Consider the following 16,932-nt stretch of genomic DNA (forward strand, 5'->3'; position numbering starts at 1 on the left):
CGAATTATTTCAATGATTCAGCAATCATCAAAGCACATTTTTCACCATCAATTGCTGCCGAAATAATGCCGCCCGCATAACCTGCTCCTTCTCCACAAGGATACAAACCTTTAATCTGCAAATGTTCTAAAGTCATTGGATCTCTTGGAATTCTGACTGGTGATGAAGTTCGGCTTTCAGGTGCGTGTAAAATAGCCTCGTTAGTTAAATAACCACGCATTGATTTCCCAAATTCTCTAAAACCTTCGCGCATAATCTGTGATAAAAATCCCGGAAGAACCTGTCCCATTTCTACCGAAGTAGTTCCCGGAACATAAGAGGTTTTAGGAATATCAGCAGAAACTTTATTTTGAGTAAAATCGACCATTCTTTGTGCCGGAACTTTTTGAGTCTGCCCTGCCAAATGCCATGCTTTTTGTTCGATGCTTTTTTGAAATTCCATTCCGGCTAAAGCTCCAAATTTGGCAAAAGGTTTAAAATCTTCTAATTTTAATTCAACAACAATTCCAGAGTTTGCAGTACTCTGATCACGTTTTGATGGCGACCAGCCGTTTGTAACTACTTCGCCGGGACTTGTAGCACAAGGTGCAATTACACCTCCCGGACACATACAAAACGAATACATACCGCGTCCGTTTACCTGCTTTACAATAGAATATGGCGCCGGAGGCAGATGCTCCCCACGGAAATCGCAACTGTATTGAATGCTGTCTATTAATTCCTGAGAATGTTCGGCACGAACGCCTAAAGCAAAAGGTTTTGCTTCTATTAAAATTTTCTTTTTATCCAGTAATTCAAAAATATCACGCGCTGAATGTCCGGTTGCCAAAATCAATTTATTGGCGTGAATTTTATCTCCATTTTGAGTAACGATTCCCTCAACTTCATTATTCTTTACCAAAATATCTGTAACTCTGGTATCAAATAAAACCTCACCGCCAAATTCGATAATTTTGTTTCGAATATCTTCGATAATTTTTGGAAGTTTATTGGTTCCGATGTGTGGATGTGCTTCTACTAAAATATCTTCTGAAGCTCCAAAAGCTACCAAAAGTTCTAAAATTCTAGTTACATCGCCGCGTTTCTTAGAACGGGTATATAATTTACCGTCAGAATACGTTCCTGCTCCGCCTTCGCCAAAACAATAATTAGAATCTTCGTTAACGATATGTTCACGGTTTATTGCTTTTAGATCGCGACGACGACCTCGAACGTCTTTTCCGCGTTCAAGAACAATTGGTTTTAAACCTAATTCTATTAATTGCAAAGCTGCAAAAAGTCCGGCCGGACCTGCACCCACGACAATAACTTCTTGTGCAGAAGAAACATCTTTATATATAGGAAGTTCTATTTTAGTTTCCTGAAACGGTTCACCTTTTAAATAAATAAGAACTTTTAAATTGATTTTAATCGCTTTTTGGCGCGCATCAATAGAGCGTTTTAAAATTGAAACATGCTGAATTTCCTGCGCAGAAACTTTTATTTGTTTAGATAAATAGTCTTTAAGCAGTATTTCGTTTGCTGCAATTTCTGGTGTTACCTGAAGTAAAAGTTCTCTTGGCATTGTGTCTTATTTATTCTATTAGCTTTTCTTTCTATGAAAAGAAGATGCAAAAGTACTATTTTGAAATGAGATTTTATGTTTAGTGTAAAATTTGGCCACAGATTATTATGATTAAAAAGATTTCTTTTAATCAGTTAGATACATTGCAGTACGTCTCTACAGAAAAAACTTAGAATCTTAGTCACTCAGAACCTCAGCACCTTTTTTTCAACTAACCTTTGTACCTTTGCAACTCAGAACCTTTGCACCTATAAAAAAAATGTCTAGAAAAATAAAACTGATTTGGGATTTTCGCGGTCCGGCTTCTGCAAAAACGGCAGAACATCACGAAATACACCTTAAAGAATATATAGCAATTGAGAAATTACCTTTAAATATTACAGGCTTTTCAATTCTTAATGATATGCATGCAACCGCTTTTATGGTGGTTACTGACGAAAATATGATTCAGGTAAGAGATGCATTAAAACCGCATCGAGGGGAGGTTTATGAAGGATGATTGAAGTCACAGTTTTCGGTCGCAGTTTACAGTTTCTTCACTGAGACTAAATTTCAAGCCGCAGTTTACTGAGACTGTAAACTGCGACTGTAAACTTCTTAATTAGCGACTTCGCTGATGAACTTAATACGCATTAAACGCAATTCATCAATATCGTAGTCACCATCAAATTCTTTTAAGGCATCTTCTATTTTATCAGATTCTGATTCCATGAAGTAATCGTGAATTTCTTCCTGCTGGTCATCATCTAAAATATCATCTAACCAGTATTTGATATTTAATTTGGTACCAGAATAAACGATTTGCTCCATTTCTTTTATTAAAGCATCCATCGTTAATCCTTTTGCAGAAGCAATATCGCTCAATGGCAGTTTTCTGTCTATATTCTGAATAATGTATAATTTATTGGCAGAATTTACTCCGGTAGATTTTACTACTAAATCATCAGGACGAATGATATCATTGTCTTCAACATATCGGCTGATTAAGGCAACGAATTCGCTTCCATATTTTTTAGCTTTTCCTTCACCTACACCATGAATATTATATAATTCCTGTAAAGTAATTGGATATTTTAAAGCCATGTCTTCAAGAGAAGGATCCTGAAAAACTACAAATGGAGGAACTCCAAGTTTTTTGGCAACTTTTTTGCGAAGTTCGCGAAGCATTCCGGTTAAAACCTCATCGGCAGTACCAGATGATTTTCCTCCGGTTACAATAGTTTCGTCATCAGCTTCTGTGTATTCATGATCTTCAGACATCATAAACGAAACTGGTTTTTTAATAAAGTCTAAACCTTCCTGAGTAATTTTAATTACTCCGTATGTTTCAATGTCTTTAGATAAATATCCTGTAACTAAAACTTGTCTAAGCAAAGCCATCCAGTATTTTTCGTCATGGTCTGAACCTGAACCAAAATAAGATTGTGTATCGGTTTTATGCGCTTTAATTACCGCATTTATACGGCCAATTAATGTAAATACAATTTCTTTTGACTTATAAATATGTTTGGTGTCACGAACAATTTCAAGCAGTTTGACAACTTGTTCTTTGGCTTCAATTTTATTTTTCGGATTACGAACGTTGTCATCCATATCGGCGCCTTCTCCGGTTTCGCTGTCAAATTCTTCTCCAAAATAATGCAGAAGGAATTTTCGGCGTGACATCGAAGTTTCGGCGTAAGCCACCACTTCCTGCAAAAGAGCAAAACCAATTTCCTGTTCGGCAACTGGTTTTCCCGACATGAACTTCTCAAGCTTTTCTACATCTTTATAGGAGTAATAAGCCAAACAGTGTCCTTCTCCTCCATCACGACCGGCACGACCCGTTTCCTGATAGTAACTTTCTAATGATTTTGGAATATCGTGGTGAATTACAAAACGAACGTCTGGTTTATCAATTCCCATTCCGAAGGCGATTGTTGCTACCACCACATCTACATCTTCCATCAAAAACATGTCTTGATGTTTTGCACGGGTTTTAGCATCTAAACCTGCGTGATAAGGAACAGCGCTGATTCCGTTTACCTGTAGCACTTCGGCAATCGATTCTACCTTTTTACGGCTTAAACAGTAAATGATTCCAGATTTACCTTTATGTTGTTTTATAAACCGAATAATATCCGATTCTATACTTTTTGTTTTTGTACGTACTTCGTAATATAAATTAGGTCTGTTAAATGATGCTTTAAAAGTGTTTGCATCAGACATATCCAGATTTTTAAGAATATCTTCCTGAACTTTTGGGGTTGCAGTTGCAGTAAGTCCAATAATAGGTACTTTTCCTAATTGCTTAATAATGGTTCTAAGATTTCTGTACTCAGGCCTAAAATCATGTCCCCATTCTGAAATACAGTGCGCTTCATCAATCGCAACAAAAGAAATAGGCACACTTTGTAAAAAAGCAACATATTCTTCTTTTGTTAAAGATTCGGGAGCAACATATAAAAGTTTGGTTAAACCAGAACTAATATCTTTTTTTACTTGTGCAATTTCTGTTTTGGTAAGAGAGGAATTCAACACATGTGCAATTCCGTTTTCTGAAGAAAGGCTTCGAATTGCATCGACCTGGTTTTTCATCAAAGCAATCAAAGGAGAAACAACAATAGCTGTTCCGTCCTGAATTAAAGCGGGCAATTGATAACAAAGAGACTTACCGCCGCCCGTAGGCATAATTACGAAAGTATTCGTTTTACCTAAAATACTCGTAATGACTTGCTCCTGCAAGCCTTTAAATTGGCTAAAGCCGAAATACTTCTTTAATTCCTTGTGTATTTCAATTTCGTTTGAATTCATTCTTTATTTAAATGGATATTTTTGTATAAATTTGCAACACATAAAGATACAACTTTCTTTTATACATACAAATTTTAAATATTCTGTTTTGATCTCAAAAGAAAATATACTGGCAATCGCCAAAAAAACCATACTTTCTGAAAGTGAAGCAATTACAAAGCTAATTGATTTTCTGGACGAAAATTTCTTCGAAGCTGTCCAGCGTATTTACGAAACTAAAGGCCGATTGATCGTTACCGGAATAGGAAAAAGCGCCATTATTGCTCAAAAAATGGTCGCTACTTTTAACTCAACCGGAACACCTTCTATGTTCCTTCACGCTGCAGAAGCAATTCATGGAGATTTAGGAATGATTCAAAATGACGATATCATAATCTGCATTTCAAAAAGCGGAAACAGTCCTGAAATTAAAGTTTTGGTACCGCTTTTAAAACGCTTTGGAAATACGCTTATCGCTATCACTGGAAACACTACTTCTTTTTTAGCAAAAGGTTCTGATTTCGTTTTAAATACTACAGTTGACACAGAGGCCTGCCCAATAAATTTAGCACCAACAAACAGTACTACAGCACAGCTTGTAATGGGCGACGCTCTTGCGGTCTGCTTAATGGAAATGCGCGATTTTAAACCAGAAGATTTTGCGGTTTATCATCCGGGAGGTGCTTTAGGAAAAAAATTACTGCTTCGTGTAAAAGACATGATCGAGCATTCATTAAAACCAGCTGTTACTCCGGACACTTCGGTCAAAAAGGTAATTTTTGAAATTTCAGAAAAAAGATTAGGCGTAACTGCTGTTATCGAAAATGATAAAATTGTGGGAATTATTACCGATGGAGACATCCGAAGAATGCTAAATGACGTAGATACTATTGCTGACTTAACTGCAAAAGATATTATGTCAAGAAATCCAAAATTAGTATCATCAGAAACTATGGCAGTCGATGCTTTAAATATTTTAGAAGATTTTTCGATTACACAGCTTATTGTTTCTGACAACGGCGAGTACAAAGGAGTATTACATTTACATGACATTTTAAAAGAAGGAATCGTATAATGGCAAAGAAAAACCTTGGCGAGATGTCATTTCTTGATCATCTTGAAGAACTAAGATGGTTATTAGTTAGAAGTACAATTGCAATATGCATTATGGCATTTGTTACTTATTTTATTAGTGATTATTTATTTGATGAAATCATTTTGGGACCAACCCGACCAACATTTTTTACTTATGTATGGTTTTGTGATTTATCACATCAATTAGGTTTTGCAGACAGCATCTGTATTACTGAACTGAATTTTATTATTCAAAACACCGAAATGGAAGGTCAGGTAAACATTTTTGTATGGATGTGTCTTTTGGCCGGTTTCATTTTAAGTTTCCCTTATATTTTATGGGAACTTTGGAAATTTATCAGTCCGGCTCTTTATGAAAAAGAAAGAAAGCATGCTAAGATTTTCATCTTTACTTCATCTTTACTTTTCTTTTTAGGAGTAGTATTCGGATATTATGTTGTAATCCCAATGTCTGTAAATTTCGTTGCTACTTTCTCAATCAGTGATGTCGTTGTAAATCAGTTTACTTTAGACTCTTATATGGGAATGGTAAAAACGAGTATTTTGGCAAGCGGATTGTTTTTTGAACTGCCTATTATCATTTATTTCTTAACCAAATTAGGATTAGTTACTCCTCAATTCTTAAGAAAATATTGGAAATACGCTGTTGTTATCATTCTAATAATCGCTGCAATTGTAACACCTCCAGATGTTGTGAGCCAGACTATTGTAGCAATTCCAATGTTAATTATCTACGAAATCAGTATTTGGATTTCGAAGGTTGTCTATAAAAATAAATTAAAAGAAAATGTCTGATTTAGTTCAAGAATTTAACGACTATCGTTCTAAAATGAACGAAAAATTATTAGCTGACAATAATAAAATTGTAAAGCGAATTTTTAATCTTGATACCAATGCGTATGCACCGGGAGCTCTAGATGTAAAAACAAAAGAACTTTTAGGCTTAGTGGCTTCGGCAGTTTTACGATGTGATGACTGCGTAAAATACCATTTAGAAACAAGTTATAAAGAAGGCATTTCTAAAGAAGAAATGATGGAAGCAATGGGAATCGCAACTCTTGTTGGAGGAACAATCGTAATTCCGCATTTAAGAAGAGCTTACGAATTTTGGGAAGCTTTAGAAGAAGCGGGAAAATAATTAGAGAATGAGATAATTAGTCAATTGGATAATTTTCATATGATATGTTAATTCGTTTAATTGATTAATTTATTTTATCTTATTTTGCCAACAGAGATAATAATTATCTCATTATCAAATTGACACATTATCTAATTAAGATATTATCTAATTAAAAAAAATGAAGCTAAGAGCCGATAATTTAATCAAAACCTATAAAGGACGTAGTGTTGTAAAAGGAATTTCTGTTGAAGTAAACCAAGGAGAAATCGTTGGACTTTTAGGCCCAAATGGCGCCGGAAAAACAACTTCATTTTACATGATTGTGGGATTGGTAAAACCAAATCAGGGAAACATTTATCTTGATGACTTAAATATTACCGATTATCCTATGTACAAACGTGCACAGCAAGGAATTGGTTATCTGGCACAAGAAGCTTCTGTTTTTAGAAAACTAAGTATTGAAGATAATATCCTAAGCGTTTTACAATTAACGAAACTTTCTAAAGAAGCTCAAATCGCTAAAATGGAAAGTTTAATTGAAGAATTCAGCTTAGAACATATTCGTACCAACCGAGGCGATTTACTTTCTGGAGGTGAGCGCCGTCGTACCGAAATTGCACGCGCCCTGGCAACTGACCCAAAGTTTATTTTATTGGATGAACCTTTTGCCGGAGTTGACCCGGTTGCAGTTGAAGATATTCAGAGAATTGTAGCGCAGCTAAAAAATAAAAATATTGGAATTCTTATTACCGATCACAACGTTCAGGAAACTTTAGCAATTACAGATAAAACGTACCTGATGTTTGAGGGAGGAATTCTGAAAGCGGGAGTTCCGGAAGAATTAGTAGAAGATGAAATGGTCCGCCGTGTTTATCTTGGGCAAAACTTCGAACTTCGTAAGAAAAAATTAGAGTTTTAAAAAAGTATTCAGTTTTCGGTCGCAGTTTTCAATTTTTGACTGTGACTGAAAACTGCGACTGAAAACTTTTTAAAAATATGAATTCCGAAAAACCAACTCAGGAAGATTACGACAATTGGCACAAAGATCCAAACAATTGGTATTTGGGATGTTTTTATTATAACCCGAAAGACAAACGATTGCTTCCGCCAAAAAGAATTCAATGGATGGGATATACAGTAAATTTTGCTAATCCTTATTCAGTTTTAATTTTTCTAGCTTTTATCGCCTTAATTCCGCTCGCACTTTTATTCTCAAAATAATACCTTTAAAAGTATTCAGTCTCCAGTAAATACTGAAAACTGCGAGTGCAAACTATTCAACCGTAATAAACTGCAGCTGTTCTATATCACCATTATAAATATTTACATCAACACGATGTTTAATTCCCGGCAGAGAAGCTTTTTCTGTAAACTGCCAAAACAGCCAGTCATCTTCAATTTTTTCTCTGTAGAAATTATAATTAGCAATCCAGAATAAATATTCTCCAAATTCTTCTTTTAAGAAATCAGAATAATATCTTTCTCCGGAATAAATTATCGGACGAACCTGATAATGTTTCTCTACTTTAGTTAACCAGCGTTTCAAACCTTTTTTCAAACTGTCTAAAGACTGATTTTTCGGTAGTTTTTCAATATCTAAAACTGGAGGCAGATCTCCTTTTTGCAGTTTTACCGTTTTAATAAAAAGATCGGCTTGTTCTATTGAATTTTCATTTGGACGGTAATAATGATAAGCGCCACGCATGATTTTATTTTCTTTTGCACCTTCCCAATTACGCTTAAATTGTCTATCAACACGGTCATTCCCGGCTGTTGCACGAATAAAAACAAATTGCACAGGATATTTTTCATCCAGAATTTCAACTTCTTCCCAATCAACTTTTCCCTGAAACTCAGATACATCAATACCAACCACTTTTCCTTTGTGATTTTCGAGAACGCGAATATTTCTAACATCTGAAAGGTGTTTATCAACCTCATCTTCATCTAAAACTTTGTCTGTTTTAAATCCAAGATAATATGCCAATCCGGCTCGATAATGATAAATTGTTCCGAAGAAAAGTACTGCCAGCAGAGAAAACACGATAAAACGAATTACTCTGCCGAAAAAAGATCCTCCTTGTTTTGTTTTTCTGGTAGTTCTTCTTGCCATTCGGATATAACTACTTTTTCAAAAAGATATTATTTACTATTGACAGCAATACGTAGATAATAATAATTAACGGTACTGCTGTAAAATGAAGCAGTAAAACCAAAATAAAGGAAATTATCAAAAAGATAATCTGTAACGCATTATCTTTAAAATTGAATTTCTTAACTTTTAAAGAAAATAACGGAATTTCAGCATTTAAGATATAAGCACTGCATAAAGTAATTCCTAAAAGAACCCAGTGATTGGTTAGCATTTCAAAAATCATTAATGATTCTGAAAACTTAATAACTAAAGGAAGACTTAAAATAAAAAGCGAATTTGCAGGTGTTGGCAGACCAATAAATGAATCTGTCTGACGTGTATCGATATTAAAATTAGCTAATCTGTAGCAAGAACCTAATGTAACTATAAATCCTAAAAAAGGAATATATACAGATGAAATTACATCATTCGGATTTGCACTTTTTAAAAACAAACTGTACATAACATATCCCGGAGCAACACCGCTGGTAACCATATCTGCAAGAGAGTCTAACTGAAGACCAAGCGGACTGGAAACCTTGAATAATCTGGCGAAAAAACCATCAAAAAAATCAAAAAAGATTCCAAGGCAAACCATAAAAAAAGCTATTTCATAGTTATATGTAGCCATTTCATTATTAGCCAAATTACCTGCTTCAATAGCTTTAGCAATAAAAACTATTGCAACGCAGCCACAAAAAAGATTAATTAGAGTAATTAGATTCGGAATGTGTTTTTTGATATTCATGTTTAGATTTGATAAATTTTGAATGACAAATTTCGCATAAATAAGCGACATTAATTACTATTAGTTATAAAAATTGTTACTAAAGTTTGAATTAAACTTTATCAATTATTAAAGCTTGCCAAGTAAAAACATCTCTTTCGTAATATTTATCAAAAGGAATAAATTAGATACGCAAAATATTCTATTTTTGATGAAAATTTAAAAACAGGCCTCAGTCTGCAAAAAACTAACTTTTGAAGAAACTTTTAGCGTTTTCATTATTTTGGATTTTTACTTCACAGTATGCCCAAACCGTTCGAAAATATTCGAATGAGTTTATGAATATTGGTGTCGATGCCGCTGCATTAGGAATGTCGAGCGCAGTGACAGCTTCTACAAATGATGTAAATGCTGTTTATTGGAATCCCGCAGGTTTAACTAATCTTGAGGATCATCAACTATCTTTAATGCACGCCAGTTATTTTGCCAATATCGCTCAATATGATTTTATTGGATATGCAAGCCCAATTGACGACAGAAGTGCGTGGGGAATTTCGATGATCCGTTTTGGTGTCGATGATATTATGGATACCACCCAATTAATCGACAGTCAGGGAAATATTGATTACAATAGAATTCGTTTATTTTCTACTGCTGATTATGGTTTTACTTTTTCATACGCCAGAAAACTTCCTGTTGAAGGATTTCAGTATGGAATAAATGCAAAAGTTATTCGAAGAGTTATTGGAAAATTTGCCAATTCATGGGGTTTTGGTTTTGATGTTGGATTACAGTTTACACACAATAACTGGAAATTCGGTTTAATGCTCCGCGATATTACAACAACTTACAATGTTTGGAATATTGATGAAGAAGAGTACAAAAAAATTGCTGATGCTATTCCTGGAGAAAACAACGAGCTGCCAGAAAGTACCGAAATTACGCTGCCAAAAGCTCAATTGGGTGTTTCAAGAAAATTTGAATTTCATAACGATTACAGTCTTTTAGCAGCTGCAAATTTAAATATGCGTTTTGAGCAGACAAATGATATTATTTCTTCTAAAGCAGTAAGTATTGATCCTGCAGTTGGTTTTGAATTTGGATATACTGATCTTGTTTTTTTAAGAGCTGGTGCAGGAAATTTTCAAAATGTAATGCAGTTGGATAACACCGAAAAACTAAGTTTTCAGCCTAACATTGGTCTCGGTTTTAAATACAAAGGCATTCAGATTGATTATGCGTTAACCGATTTAGGAAATCAAAGCGCTGCTTTGTACTCGAATATTTTTTCGATAAAAGTAGATCTTGGTATTTTTAGATAATTATTAAACCTCTTTGAACTTCTTCAAAATTTTAAATTATGAAAAAAGTCCTTTTTCCAAAAATACTTTTCAGTTTAGTATTATTTCTAAATTTTACAATTAGCTTTGGGCAAAATGTGCCTCTATCTAATTATGCTAAAATAAGCGTGATTACCTGCGGATTAGGAAATGAAACTTATTCTTATTTTGGTCATACTGCGATTCGTGTTGCAGATCCAATCAACAATCTTGATGTAGTTTACAATTACGGTGCTTTTGATTTTAGAACTCCAAATTTCGTTGCCAAATTTGCAAAAGGCGATTTACAATATTTTGTCGTCGCTCATTCCTTTGCTGATTTTGTAAATGATTACACTTATGAAAAAAGAAGCGTCTTTGAACAGGAATTACTTATTTCACAAGATTTAAAACAGAAACTTTTTGACAAGTTAAATGCTGTTTTACTATCAGACGAGCGTTATTATACTTATAAATTTATTGACAAAAATTGTACTTCAATGGTTGTTGATGTTATCAATTCGACTCTAGGCAGCAGTGTAATTGTTAAAAAAGGAGATACAGACAAAACATATCGTTCTATTTTATTCCCTTATTTCAATGGGCATTTTTATGATCAGCTGGGAACAAGCATTATTTTTGGAACGAAAGTAGACCAATTAGGAACCCGAATTTTTCTTCCTTTTGAATTAAAGAACAGTTTAGATGAAACTACTTTTCAGGGGCATCTTTTGGCAGCAAAAAGTAAAACACTTTTAAATTTTGAAAAAGAAACACCATCATCTTGGTGGAATAATATTTACACGTATCTGTTTATTCTGGGATTTGTAGTTTTGGCACATAACAAAATAGTAGACAAAATCTATTTGTTGATTTTATCTTTAATGGGAGTATTTTTTGTTTCGGTTGGATTTTATTCTTTTCACCAAGAACTGGCGATGAATTATAACGTGTTGTTATTTAGTCCGCTTTTATTGGTTTTGCTTCTTTTTTCGATTGCTAAAAACAAAAAATGGACTTATAGATTTGCTGTTTTACATTTACTCTTTTTAATTGTTTACAGCATTTTTATAATAAACAAGGCGCATTTTTTAATTGTACTGCCAATGATTATTACGAGTGGTTTTGCTTTGGTGAGAGTGGCAATACGAAATAAGAAGCGTATTCCAATAATAATTTAATTATTGTCCGCGATAGAATAAAACCGTGGTTATGGTTTTAAAAGTGATACTTAAATCGAGGAAAATACTTCGATGTTTGATGTAGTAAAGATCGTATTGTAATTTGATCAAACTCTCGTCTATAGATTCTCCGTATGAGTAATTTACCTGTGCCCATCCTGTAAGTCCCGGCTTAATAACGTGGCGGGTTTCATAAAAAGGCATTACTTTGGCAATTTCTTCAACAAAAAAAGGCCTTTCAGGTCTTGGACCAATTACAGCCATATCGCCTTTTAAAACATTATAAAACTGCGGTAATTCATCTATTCTGGATTTACGCATGAATTTCCCAAAAGGCGTTACACGTTTATCGTTTGAAACGGCAAAAACAGCACCATTAGTTTCTGAAGCTGCAATCATGGTTCTGAATTTATAAATCTTAAAAACAACACCATTTTTTCCAACCCTTTCTTGTGTGTAAAACAAGCTTCCTTTATTTGCTAAAAGATTTCCAATAAAAATAAAAGGAATAAAAACAAAACAGACCAATAACCCTGTAAAAGAAAACAACAGTTCTAAAAATCGTATTAAAAACAGATATAATTTATTGTTATTACTTCGGCTGAAAGGAAAGAAACGATAAAAATCACGTTCTATATAATGTACTGGTATACGTTGTGTTTTACTCTCGTAAACCTGAGTATATTCTCTAATAACATTTCCCGATTCTAATAAATGTAATAATTGCTGGTACAAATCAGCAGTAATACCGTCTGTTTTTTGAGAAGCAATCACTATTTCAGAAACATTATGTTTGATTACAAACTTCTCAAGGTAACTTTTCTTAATTTCTTTTACGTAATAGGAGTTAGAACTTGTTTCCATAAGTGAATCTGAATTTACAAAACCAATTATTCTATAATGCGGATCAACATTCTCAAGTCCAGAAACCAATTCTTCCACCTGATCTTTATCACAAATTAAAATTACATTTTGAGAGAATCGATGTGAAGCAAGAAAAATAGCATAAAAAAAACGCCAAAGCAGCATCATAAGTAATACTGCAAAGTAAAAAATGACAATTACTAAACGTTGTTTTGGAAGTTCTGGTGATAAAATTGGAGTAAGTAAATAGACCAATACTGCAGTAGAAACAGAAAGCACTACACTTTTAACTATTTGAAATTGATTGCTGGCAATCTGAAGATTATACATCTCGAAAATAGTTCCAAAAATCAATAAATAGCCAACAAATATAATCGGTCTATAAATAATACTGCTTTCAAATGCAAAGTAATGAAACTCAAAAAATAAATTTAAAAGATACAATATCGCAATAACGAAAAAAGCATCAAATACAAAAAGTAAAACTTTTCGTTCTGAGATTTCAAAATGCATTTTCTTATTTGAACGCATAGTTTTATGTAGATTTAAGGGCTTAAATTCGAGGCAAATGTATTATAAAAAAACAATTTACCTAATAGAGTGTTCAGTTTTTTCGGGAATTTTTACCTGAACAGAAAGAAGGCATAGAGCGTAAACAAAAGCTGGCGCCGCTATTCGCATTGCCGCATGGTTTATTGTAAGAAGCCAAAAAATAAAAAAGGATAGAAAATATAAGTGTTGTCTATTATTGACATAAAGTATAAACGGAGTAACAACTAAAATTAACAATCCAAGGATTCCAAACATGCCGTGTTCACTTAACATACGTGAAATTTCGTTATGTGAAGCCACTTCAGTTCCATATGATTCTTTACGAGCTTCTTTCCCCATTCCAACTCCCACTCCCAAAATTGGATTGTCTAAAAATATTTTAAGATCTGCATTCATAATAGCTTCCCGCCCTCCAAGTTTGTCTTTTTTTATCCTTCCTTTAGCGTCTTGATTTGCATATCTTTTCTCTATAAGTCCGCTGGTTTGTAAAGAACTATAGGTCCAGATTCCAACACTTAATAATCCTGTTAATATCACTAGTATACCAACTTTAGTTTTACCTTTAGAGTTTGAAAAATAATAAATCAATAATAGAACACACAAAATCATTGCGGCTCCAGTAATGACTCCTCCTCTGGAGAAAGTAACAATACCTCTATAGCTTATAAAAATAAGGAGTGCAGCATTTAAAATAATCAGCCTTTTTGATTTTGAAAACAAGATCGATTGTGTAAAAAAAACAAACATTCCTAGTCCTAAAATAGTTGAAACCTGATTAGGTCCAAAACCTCCTGAAGTAATAAAATTGGAGCTTGTTCCTGTCACTACCTCTTTAATACTTGGAGTGTATACAAACAAATAAACTACAGTTGTTACAATTGGCAGCCCCATTGTAAATAATATATTTTGTAAATCGGAAAATGCAATTCTACGCTTGAATGTATAAATAGAACAAATAGCCAAACAAAATGGACCTGACAAATTAAAAAATAATGCTTTTCTAATATCTGTTTCAAAAGAAGCAATTGCATTGGTGATTAAAATTCCAGGAATTAATAAAATTAAAAAGAAGGCATATATAAAAGCAGTTTTAGAAAAATTACTATAAATCATACCCAGTAACATAAAAAGAGCTACTGTCACTTTAATATATTCATTATTAAAATTACCTCCTGTCATTCGTAAAAAAACTTCAGCTCCAACTAAATATGCAGAAATGAAAAGAACTTCATTGTTTTTATTCTTATTCCTATATACAATAAAAAAGCCCACTACAGGAATGACGAAAGCATAAACTTTGGATAGAAAGGGAACAACAAAGACTGCCAGAGCAATTCCTGCATGAAGCAACAACAAAAAACTATATGACAATTTACTCTTCATTATAATAAGAAATTATCAGTCAATTTAAAAGTAAAAACAGAATCTATCCAAAAAAGATATTCTTTTATGATCGACTCCTGACCATAATGCAGTTCTATAAATTTACTTAGTTCTATTCCCATTTCTATTCGGACATTTTCATTTTCAATCAGCTTTTGGATTGATTGTACTAACTGGTTTAGATTATTTGATTCAACAACTAATCCATATTTATCTGAAATAATTACTTTTGAAATCTCTCCAACATTCGTCGCAACTACGGGCAGCTTGTGTAATCCATATTCTAGAACTGCCAAAGGAAGGCCTTCTGAAAGTGATGGTAAAACTGCAATATCAAAGTTTTTTAAAACGTCGCCTATATTGTCTACAGCTCCATAAAAAAAGACGTTTTCCTGAAGCTGTAAATCTTTTACTTTTTGTTTTAATAGTTTTGAATAGCCGTCAAAAAAGTCCTTCCCAAATAAATGAAAAGTCCATTCCGGGAATTGATTTTTAATAACATTTGCTGTTTCTATCAATAAATGATGATTTTTTTGGGGACGCAAATTGGCAACACAAACAATTCTTTTTCCATGAACTCCTTTCAATAATTTTTTTTCATCTGTGTTAGATAAATCACTCACAAAATTCGGAAAATATTTCACATTTGAACACCATAAATATGATTCACTCCAATTTTTTAAAGCTGAATTTACAGAGATAATACCTCCAAAAAAAAATGAACTAAATTTTAAAACCAAATTTTTTCGCGAATTTAAATCTTGTGAAATTCCATAATGATCATGCCATACAATTTTAATTTTAGGATAAATAATTTTCACTAAAACTGCTGTAAAAAATGAAGAACTGTGAGCTTGAATTAAATTTATCTGATTGTTTTTAAGAAATCTTCTTAATACAAAAACCGCTTTTAAATCAACTTTTTTATTTTTATTTAAAAACAAATAAGAGACCTTTTTATCTATTTGATTCAAAAGCAATCCTTCTTTTCGTGTTGAAATCAACCCTGAAAATTCGATTTTTTCACTTAGAACATTAGCATAGTTTACCGCCATTCGCTCTGCTCCGCCAGGTTCTAGAGAATCTATAATTTGTACAATTCTCATTGTCTCAGTAATTTTTCAATTTTGGTTTCAAAAACATCGGTAGTATAATTACGTGACCATTGCAATGCTAGTGCGCTTTTTTCAAAGAAGTTGTTTTTATCTGTAAAAGCATTTTGAATTTGTATTAGATCATTCTCTAAATTCATATCCATTAAAACACCTCTTTTACCATAATCCAGCATAAAAGGAACACAAGAAACCTTTGTCGCAATTGGAACACAACCCCAAAACATTCCTTCTGCAATGGCTTTGGGCCACCCCTCACTTTTTGATGGCAATATTACGAAATGACTTTCTTGAAATCCTTTTTTTATCACTTCTTTATTTTGATTTCCATTTAAAAAAACATTGTTATCAAGTTCATTTTCAACTATATATTTTTGCAAAACAGCTCTTTCAATTCCATCTCCATATAAATTCAGCATTACATTATTTCCAGATTTAATTAGTCTTTCTACTATTTTAACTGCATATATCGGATTTTTTCCTGTAACTAAACTTCCCACAAAAATAAATTTTATAAGCTGATCAAAATCCGTCTTTTTAATCAAAACCTTCTCCTTCTCTGAGTATGTTGCTGTAAAAAATGATTTAATATTTTTAGATTGGTTATTCCATTCTCCATACACTAAAACCTGTATATTCTGGGTCAAAAAGGTATTATTTAATATCCATTTCTGGAGCCTGTACGTCCATGGCTGTTTACTTTGAGGATCCCAATTACCTGCATATTTGGCTGTTTTCTTTTTTTTAGGAAAAAACACTTGAACTATACAAGCCAGCAGACCCATATTTCCCGGACATCTTAAGTGAATATGATCAGCACTTTTCATAACCCAAAATATCTTCCACATAATATATGGAATTTTGAAAAGACTAATCAAAATGTTTTTTATGGTTAAAAAATTAAAATCAGGAATTTTCGTAAAATCTATTTTATTATGATTATAAGAACTATCTATTTCAGCAGGAACTCCTCTGGATAAAGGTGCAACTATTACTACTTCATCAACATATTTTAACCAAATATTCATTTCACGCACATACGGCGCATAACCAAAATATTGTTTTTCTCTCTCTATATGATTGACGTGTGTGATTATTGCAAATTTCAT

Annotated in this window: 16 protein-coding genes; 8 read left to right on the top strand and 8 right to left on the bottom strand. The window is 33.1% G+C overall.

Annotation, left to right across the window (positions count from 1 at the left end; translation table 11 throughout):
- Nucleotides 1-4: 4 nt before the first annotated feature.
- Nucleotides 5-1,564: an NAD(P)/FAD-dependent oxidoreductase gene (locus PQ462_RS20400; RefSeq protein WP_274251364.1), complete on the bottom strand. Its 1,560-nt coding sequence runs from the start codon at nucleotides 1,562-1,564 to the stop codon at nucleotides 5-7.
- Nucleotides 1,565-1,823: 259 nt separating this feature from the next.
- Between PQ462_RS20400 and PQ462_RS20405 the strand changes: the two genes are divergently transcribed.
- A complete protein-coding gene (locus PQ462_RS20405; RefSeq protein WP_012022386.1) occupies nucleotides 1,824-2,063 on the top strand; it encodes a hypothetical protein in 240 nt (79 codons plus the stop codon).
- A gap of 98 nt (nucleotides 2,064-2,161) precedes the next feature.
- Here PQ462_RS20405 and recQ read toward each other — a convergent pair whose 3' ends face one another.
- Complete coding sequence (recQ, locus tag PQ462_RS20410; RefSeq protein WP_012022387.1) at nucleotides 2,162-4,357, bottom strand: DNA helicase RecQ; 2,196 nt, start codon at nucleotides 4,355-4,357, stop codon at nucleotides 2,162-2,164.
- A gap of 88 nt (nucleotides 4,358-4,445) precedes the next feature.
- Here recQ and PQ462_RS20415 point away from each other — a divergent pair, with 88 nt between their 5' ends.
- The 5 genes from PQ462_RS20415 to PQ462_RS20435 all read left to right on the top strand — a co-directional run bounded on the left by PQ462_RS20415 (nucleotide 4,446) and on the right by PQ462_RS20435 (nucleotide 7,772).
- A complete protein-coding gene (locus PQ462_RS20415; protein WP_274251365.1) occupies nucleotides 4,446-5,411 on the top strand; it encodes a KpsF/GutQ family sugar-phosphate isomerase in 966 nt (321 codons plus the stop codon).
- On the top strand, nucleotides 5,411-6,226 hold the full coding sequence (gene tatC, locus PQ462_RS20420; RefSeq protein WP_012022389.1) for a twin-arginine translocase subunit TatC: 816 nt from the start codon (nucleotides 5,411-5,413) through the stop codon (nucleotides 6,224-6,226). Before PQ462_RS20415 ends, tatC begins: the two co-directional genes overlap by 1 nt.
- The gene (locus tag PQ462_RS20425) at nucleotides 6,219-6,569 is read left to right on the top strand and encodes a carboxymuconolactone decarboxylase family protein (RefSeq protein ID WP_012022390.1); all 351 of its coding nucleotides are present in this window, start codon (nucleotides 6,219-6,221) and stop codon (nucleotides 6,567-6,569) included. Before tatC ends, PQ462_RS20425 begins: the two co-directional genes overlap by 8 nt.
- A 160-nt stretch (nucleotides 6,570-6,729) precedes the next feature.
- Nucleotides 6,730-7,470 (top strand): LPS export ABC transporter ATP-binding protein, encoded by a 741-nt coding sequence (gene lptB, locus PQ462_RS20430; protein ID WP_012022391.1) that lies wholly within the window; start codon nucleotides 6,730-6,732, stop codon nucleotides 7,468-7,470.
- A 77-nt stretch (nucleotides 7,471-7,547) separates the two neighbouring features.
- Nucleotides 7,548-7,772: a DUF5808 domain-containing protein gene (locus tag PQ462_RS20435; RefSeq protein WP_073408992.1), complete on the top strand. Its 225-nt coding sequence runs from the start codon at nucleotides 7,548-7,550 to the stop codon at nucleotides 7,770-7,772.
- A 52-nt stretch (nucleotides 7,773-7,824) separates the two neighbouring features.
- On the opposite strand, the gene PQ462_RS20440 is transcribed toward PQ462_RS20435, so the two are convergent.
- Together PQ462_RS20440 and PQ462_RS20445 are read right to left on the bottom strand one after the other, a co-directional pair.
- The gene (locus PQ462_RS20440) at nucleotides 7,825-8,664 is read right to left on the bottom strand and encodes a glycoside hydrolase family 25 protein (RefSeq protein WP_012022392.1); all 840 of its coding nucleotides are present in this window, start codon (nucleotides 8,662-8,664) and stop codon (nucleotides 7,825-7,827) included.
- A gap of 10 nt (nucleotides 8,665-8,674) precedes the next feature.
- The gene (locus tag PQ462_RS20445; protein ID WP_274251366.1) at nucleotides 8,675-9,433 is read right to left on the bottom strand and encodes a CDP-alcohol phosphatidyltransferase family protein; all 759 of its coding nucleotides are present in this window, start codon (nucleotides 9,431-9,433) and stop codon (nucleotides 8,675-8,677) included.
- A 233-nt stretch (nucleotides 9,434-9,666) separates the two neighbouring features.
- Here PQ462_RS20445 and PQ462_RS20450 point away from each other — a divergent pair, with 233 nt between their 5' ends.
- The gene (locus tag PQ462_RS20450) at nucleotides 9,667-10,734 is read left to right on the top strand and encodes a putative type IX sorting system protein PorV2 (protein WP_443135206.1); all 1,068 of its coding nucleotides are present in this window, start codon (nucleotides 9,667-9,669) and stop codon (nucleotides 10,732-10,734) included.
- 38 nt (nucleotides 10,735-10,772) lie between these two features.
- Nucleotides 10,773-11,912 carry a lipoprotein N-acyltransferase Lnb domain-containing protein gene (locus PQ462_RS20455; RefSeq protein ID WP_274251367.1) on the top strand — a complete coding sequence of 380 codons (1,140 nt, stop codon included), beginning with the start codon at nucleotides 10,773-10,775 and terminating at the stop codon, nucleotides 11,910-11,912.
- On the opposite strand, the gene PQ462_RS20460 is transcribed toward PQ462_RS20455, so the two are convergent.
- Genes PQ462_RS20460 through PQ462_RS20475 form a run of 4 tightly spaced genes read right to left on the bottom strand, consistent with a single transcriptional unit; the run spans nucleotide 11,913 to nucleotide 16,932 of the window.
- Nucleotides 11,913-13,307, bottom strand: coding sequence for a sugar transferase (locus PQ462_RS20460; protein WP_274251368.1), 1,395 nt, complete (start codon nucleotides 13,305-13,307; stop codon nucleotides 11,913-11,915). It lies immediately after the preceding gene.
- A 57-nt stretch (nucleotides 13,308-13,364) separates the two neighbouring features.
- Nucleotides 13,365-14,711: an O-antigen ligase family protein gene (locus PQ462_RS20465; RefSeq protein WP_337992966.1), complete on the bottom strand. Its 1,347-nt coding sequence runs from the start codon at nucleotides 14,709-14,711 to the stop codon at nucleotides 13,365-13,367.
- Complete coding sequence (locus tag PQ462_RS20470) at nucleotides 14,711-15,817, bottom strand: glycosyltransferase (protein ID WP_274251369.1); 1,107 nt, start codon at nucleotides 15,815-15,817, stop codon at nucleotides 14,711-14,713. Before PQ462_RS20470 ends, PQ462_RS20465 begins: the two co-directional genes overlap by 1 nt.
- Nucleotides 15,814-16,932 (bottom strand): glycosyltransferase, encoded by a 1,119-nt coding sequence (locus PQ462_RS20475; RefSeq protein WP_274251371.1) that lies wholly within the window; start codon nucleotides 16,930-16,932, stop codon nucleotides 15,814-15,816. The genes PQ462_RS20470 and PQ462_RS20475 overlap by 4 nt, the downstream gene beginning before the upstream one ends.

The sequence above is a fragment of the Flavobacterium sp. KACC 22758 genome, from assembly GCF_028736135.1.
Classification (GTDB): domain Bacteria; phylum Bacteroidota; class Bacteroidia; order Flavobacteriales; family Flavobacteriaceae; genus Flavobacterium; species Flavobacterium johnsoniae.

Coding starts and splice junctions, on each gene's coding strand:
- PQ462_RS20400 (WP_274251364.1), bottom strand. CDS start 1,564: ATGCCAAGAGAACTTTTACTTCAGGTAACACCAGAAATTGCAGCAAAC.
- PQ462_RS20405 (WP_012022386.1), top strand. CDS start 1,824: ATGTCTAGAAAAATAAAACTGATTTGGGATTTTCGCGGTCCGGCTTCT.
- recQ (WP_012022387.1), bottom strand. CDS start 4,357: ATGAATTCAAACGAAATTGAAATACACAAGGAATTAAAGAAGTATTTC.
- tatC (WP_012022389.1), top strand. CDS start 5,411: ATGGCAAAGAAAAACCTTGGCGAGATGTCATTTCTTGATCATCTTGAA.
- PQ462_RS20425 (WP_012022390.1), top strand. CDS start 6,219: ATGTCTGATTTAGTTCAAGAATTTAACGACTATCGTTCTAAAATGAAC.
- lptB (WP_012022391.1), top strand. CDS start 6,730: ATGAAGCTAAGAGCCGATAATTTAATCAAAACCTATAAAGGACGTAGT.
- PQ462_RS20435 (WP_073408992.1), top strand. CDS start 7,548: ATGAATTCCGAAAAACCAACTCAGGAAGATTACGACAATTGGCACAAA.
- PQ462_RS20440 (WP_012022392.1), bottom strand. CDS start 8,664: ATGGCAAGAAGAACTACCAGAAAAACAAAACAAGGAGGATCTTTTTTC.
- PQ462_RS20445 (WP_274251366.1), bottom strand. CDS start 9,433: ATGAATATCAAAAAACACATTCCGAATCTAATTACTCTAATTAATCTT.
- PQ462_RS20455 (WP_274251367.1), top strand. CDS start 10,773: ATGAAAAAAGTCCTTTTTCCAAAAATACTTTTCAGTTTAGTATTATTT.
- PQ462_RS20460 (WP_274251368.1), bottom strand. CDS start 13,307: ATGCGTTCAAATAAGAAAATGCATTTTGAAATCTCAGAACGAAAAGTT.
- PQ462_RS20465 (WP_337992966.1), bottom strand. CDS start 14,711: ATGAAGAGTAAATTGTCATATAGTTTTTTGTTGTTGCTTCATGCAGGA.
- PQ462_RS20470 (WP_274251369.1), bottom strand. CDS start 15,817: ATGAGAATTGTACAAATTATAGATTCTCTAGAACCTGGCGGAGCAGAG.
- PQ462_RS20475 (WP_274251371.1), bottom strand. CDS start 16,932: ATGAAATTTGCAATAATCACACACGTCAATCATATAGAGAGAGAAAAA.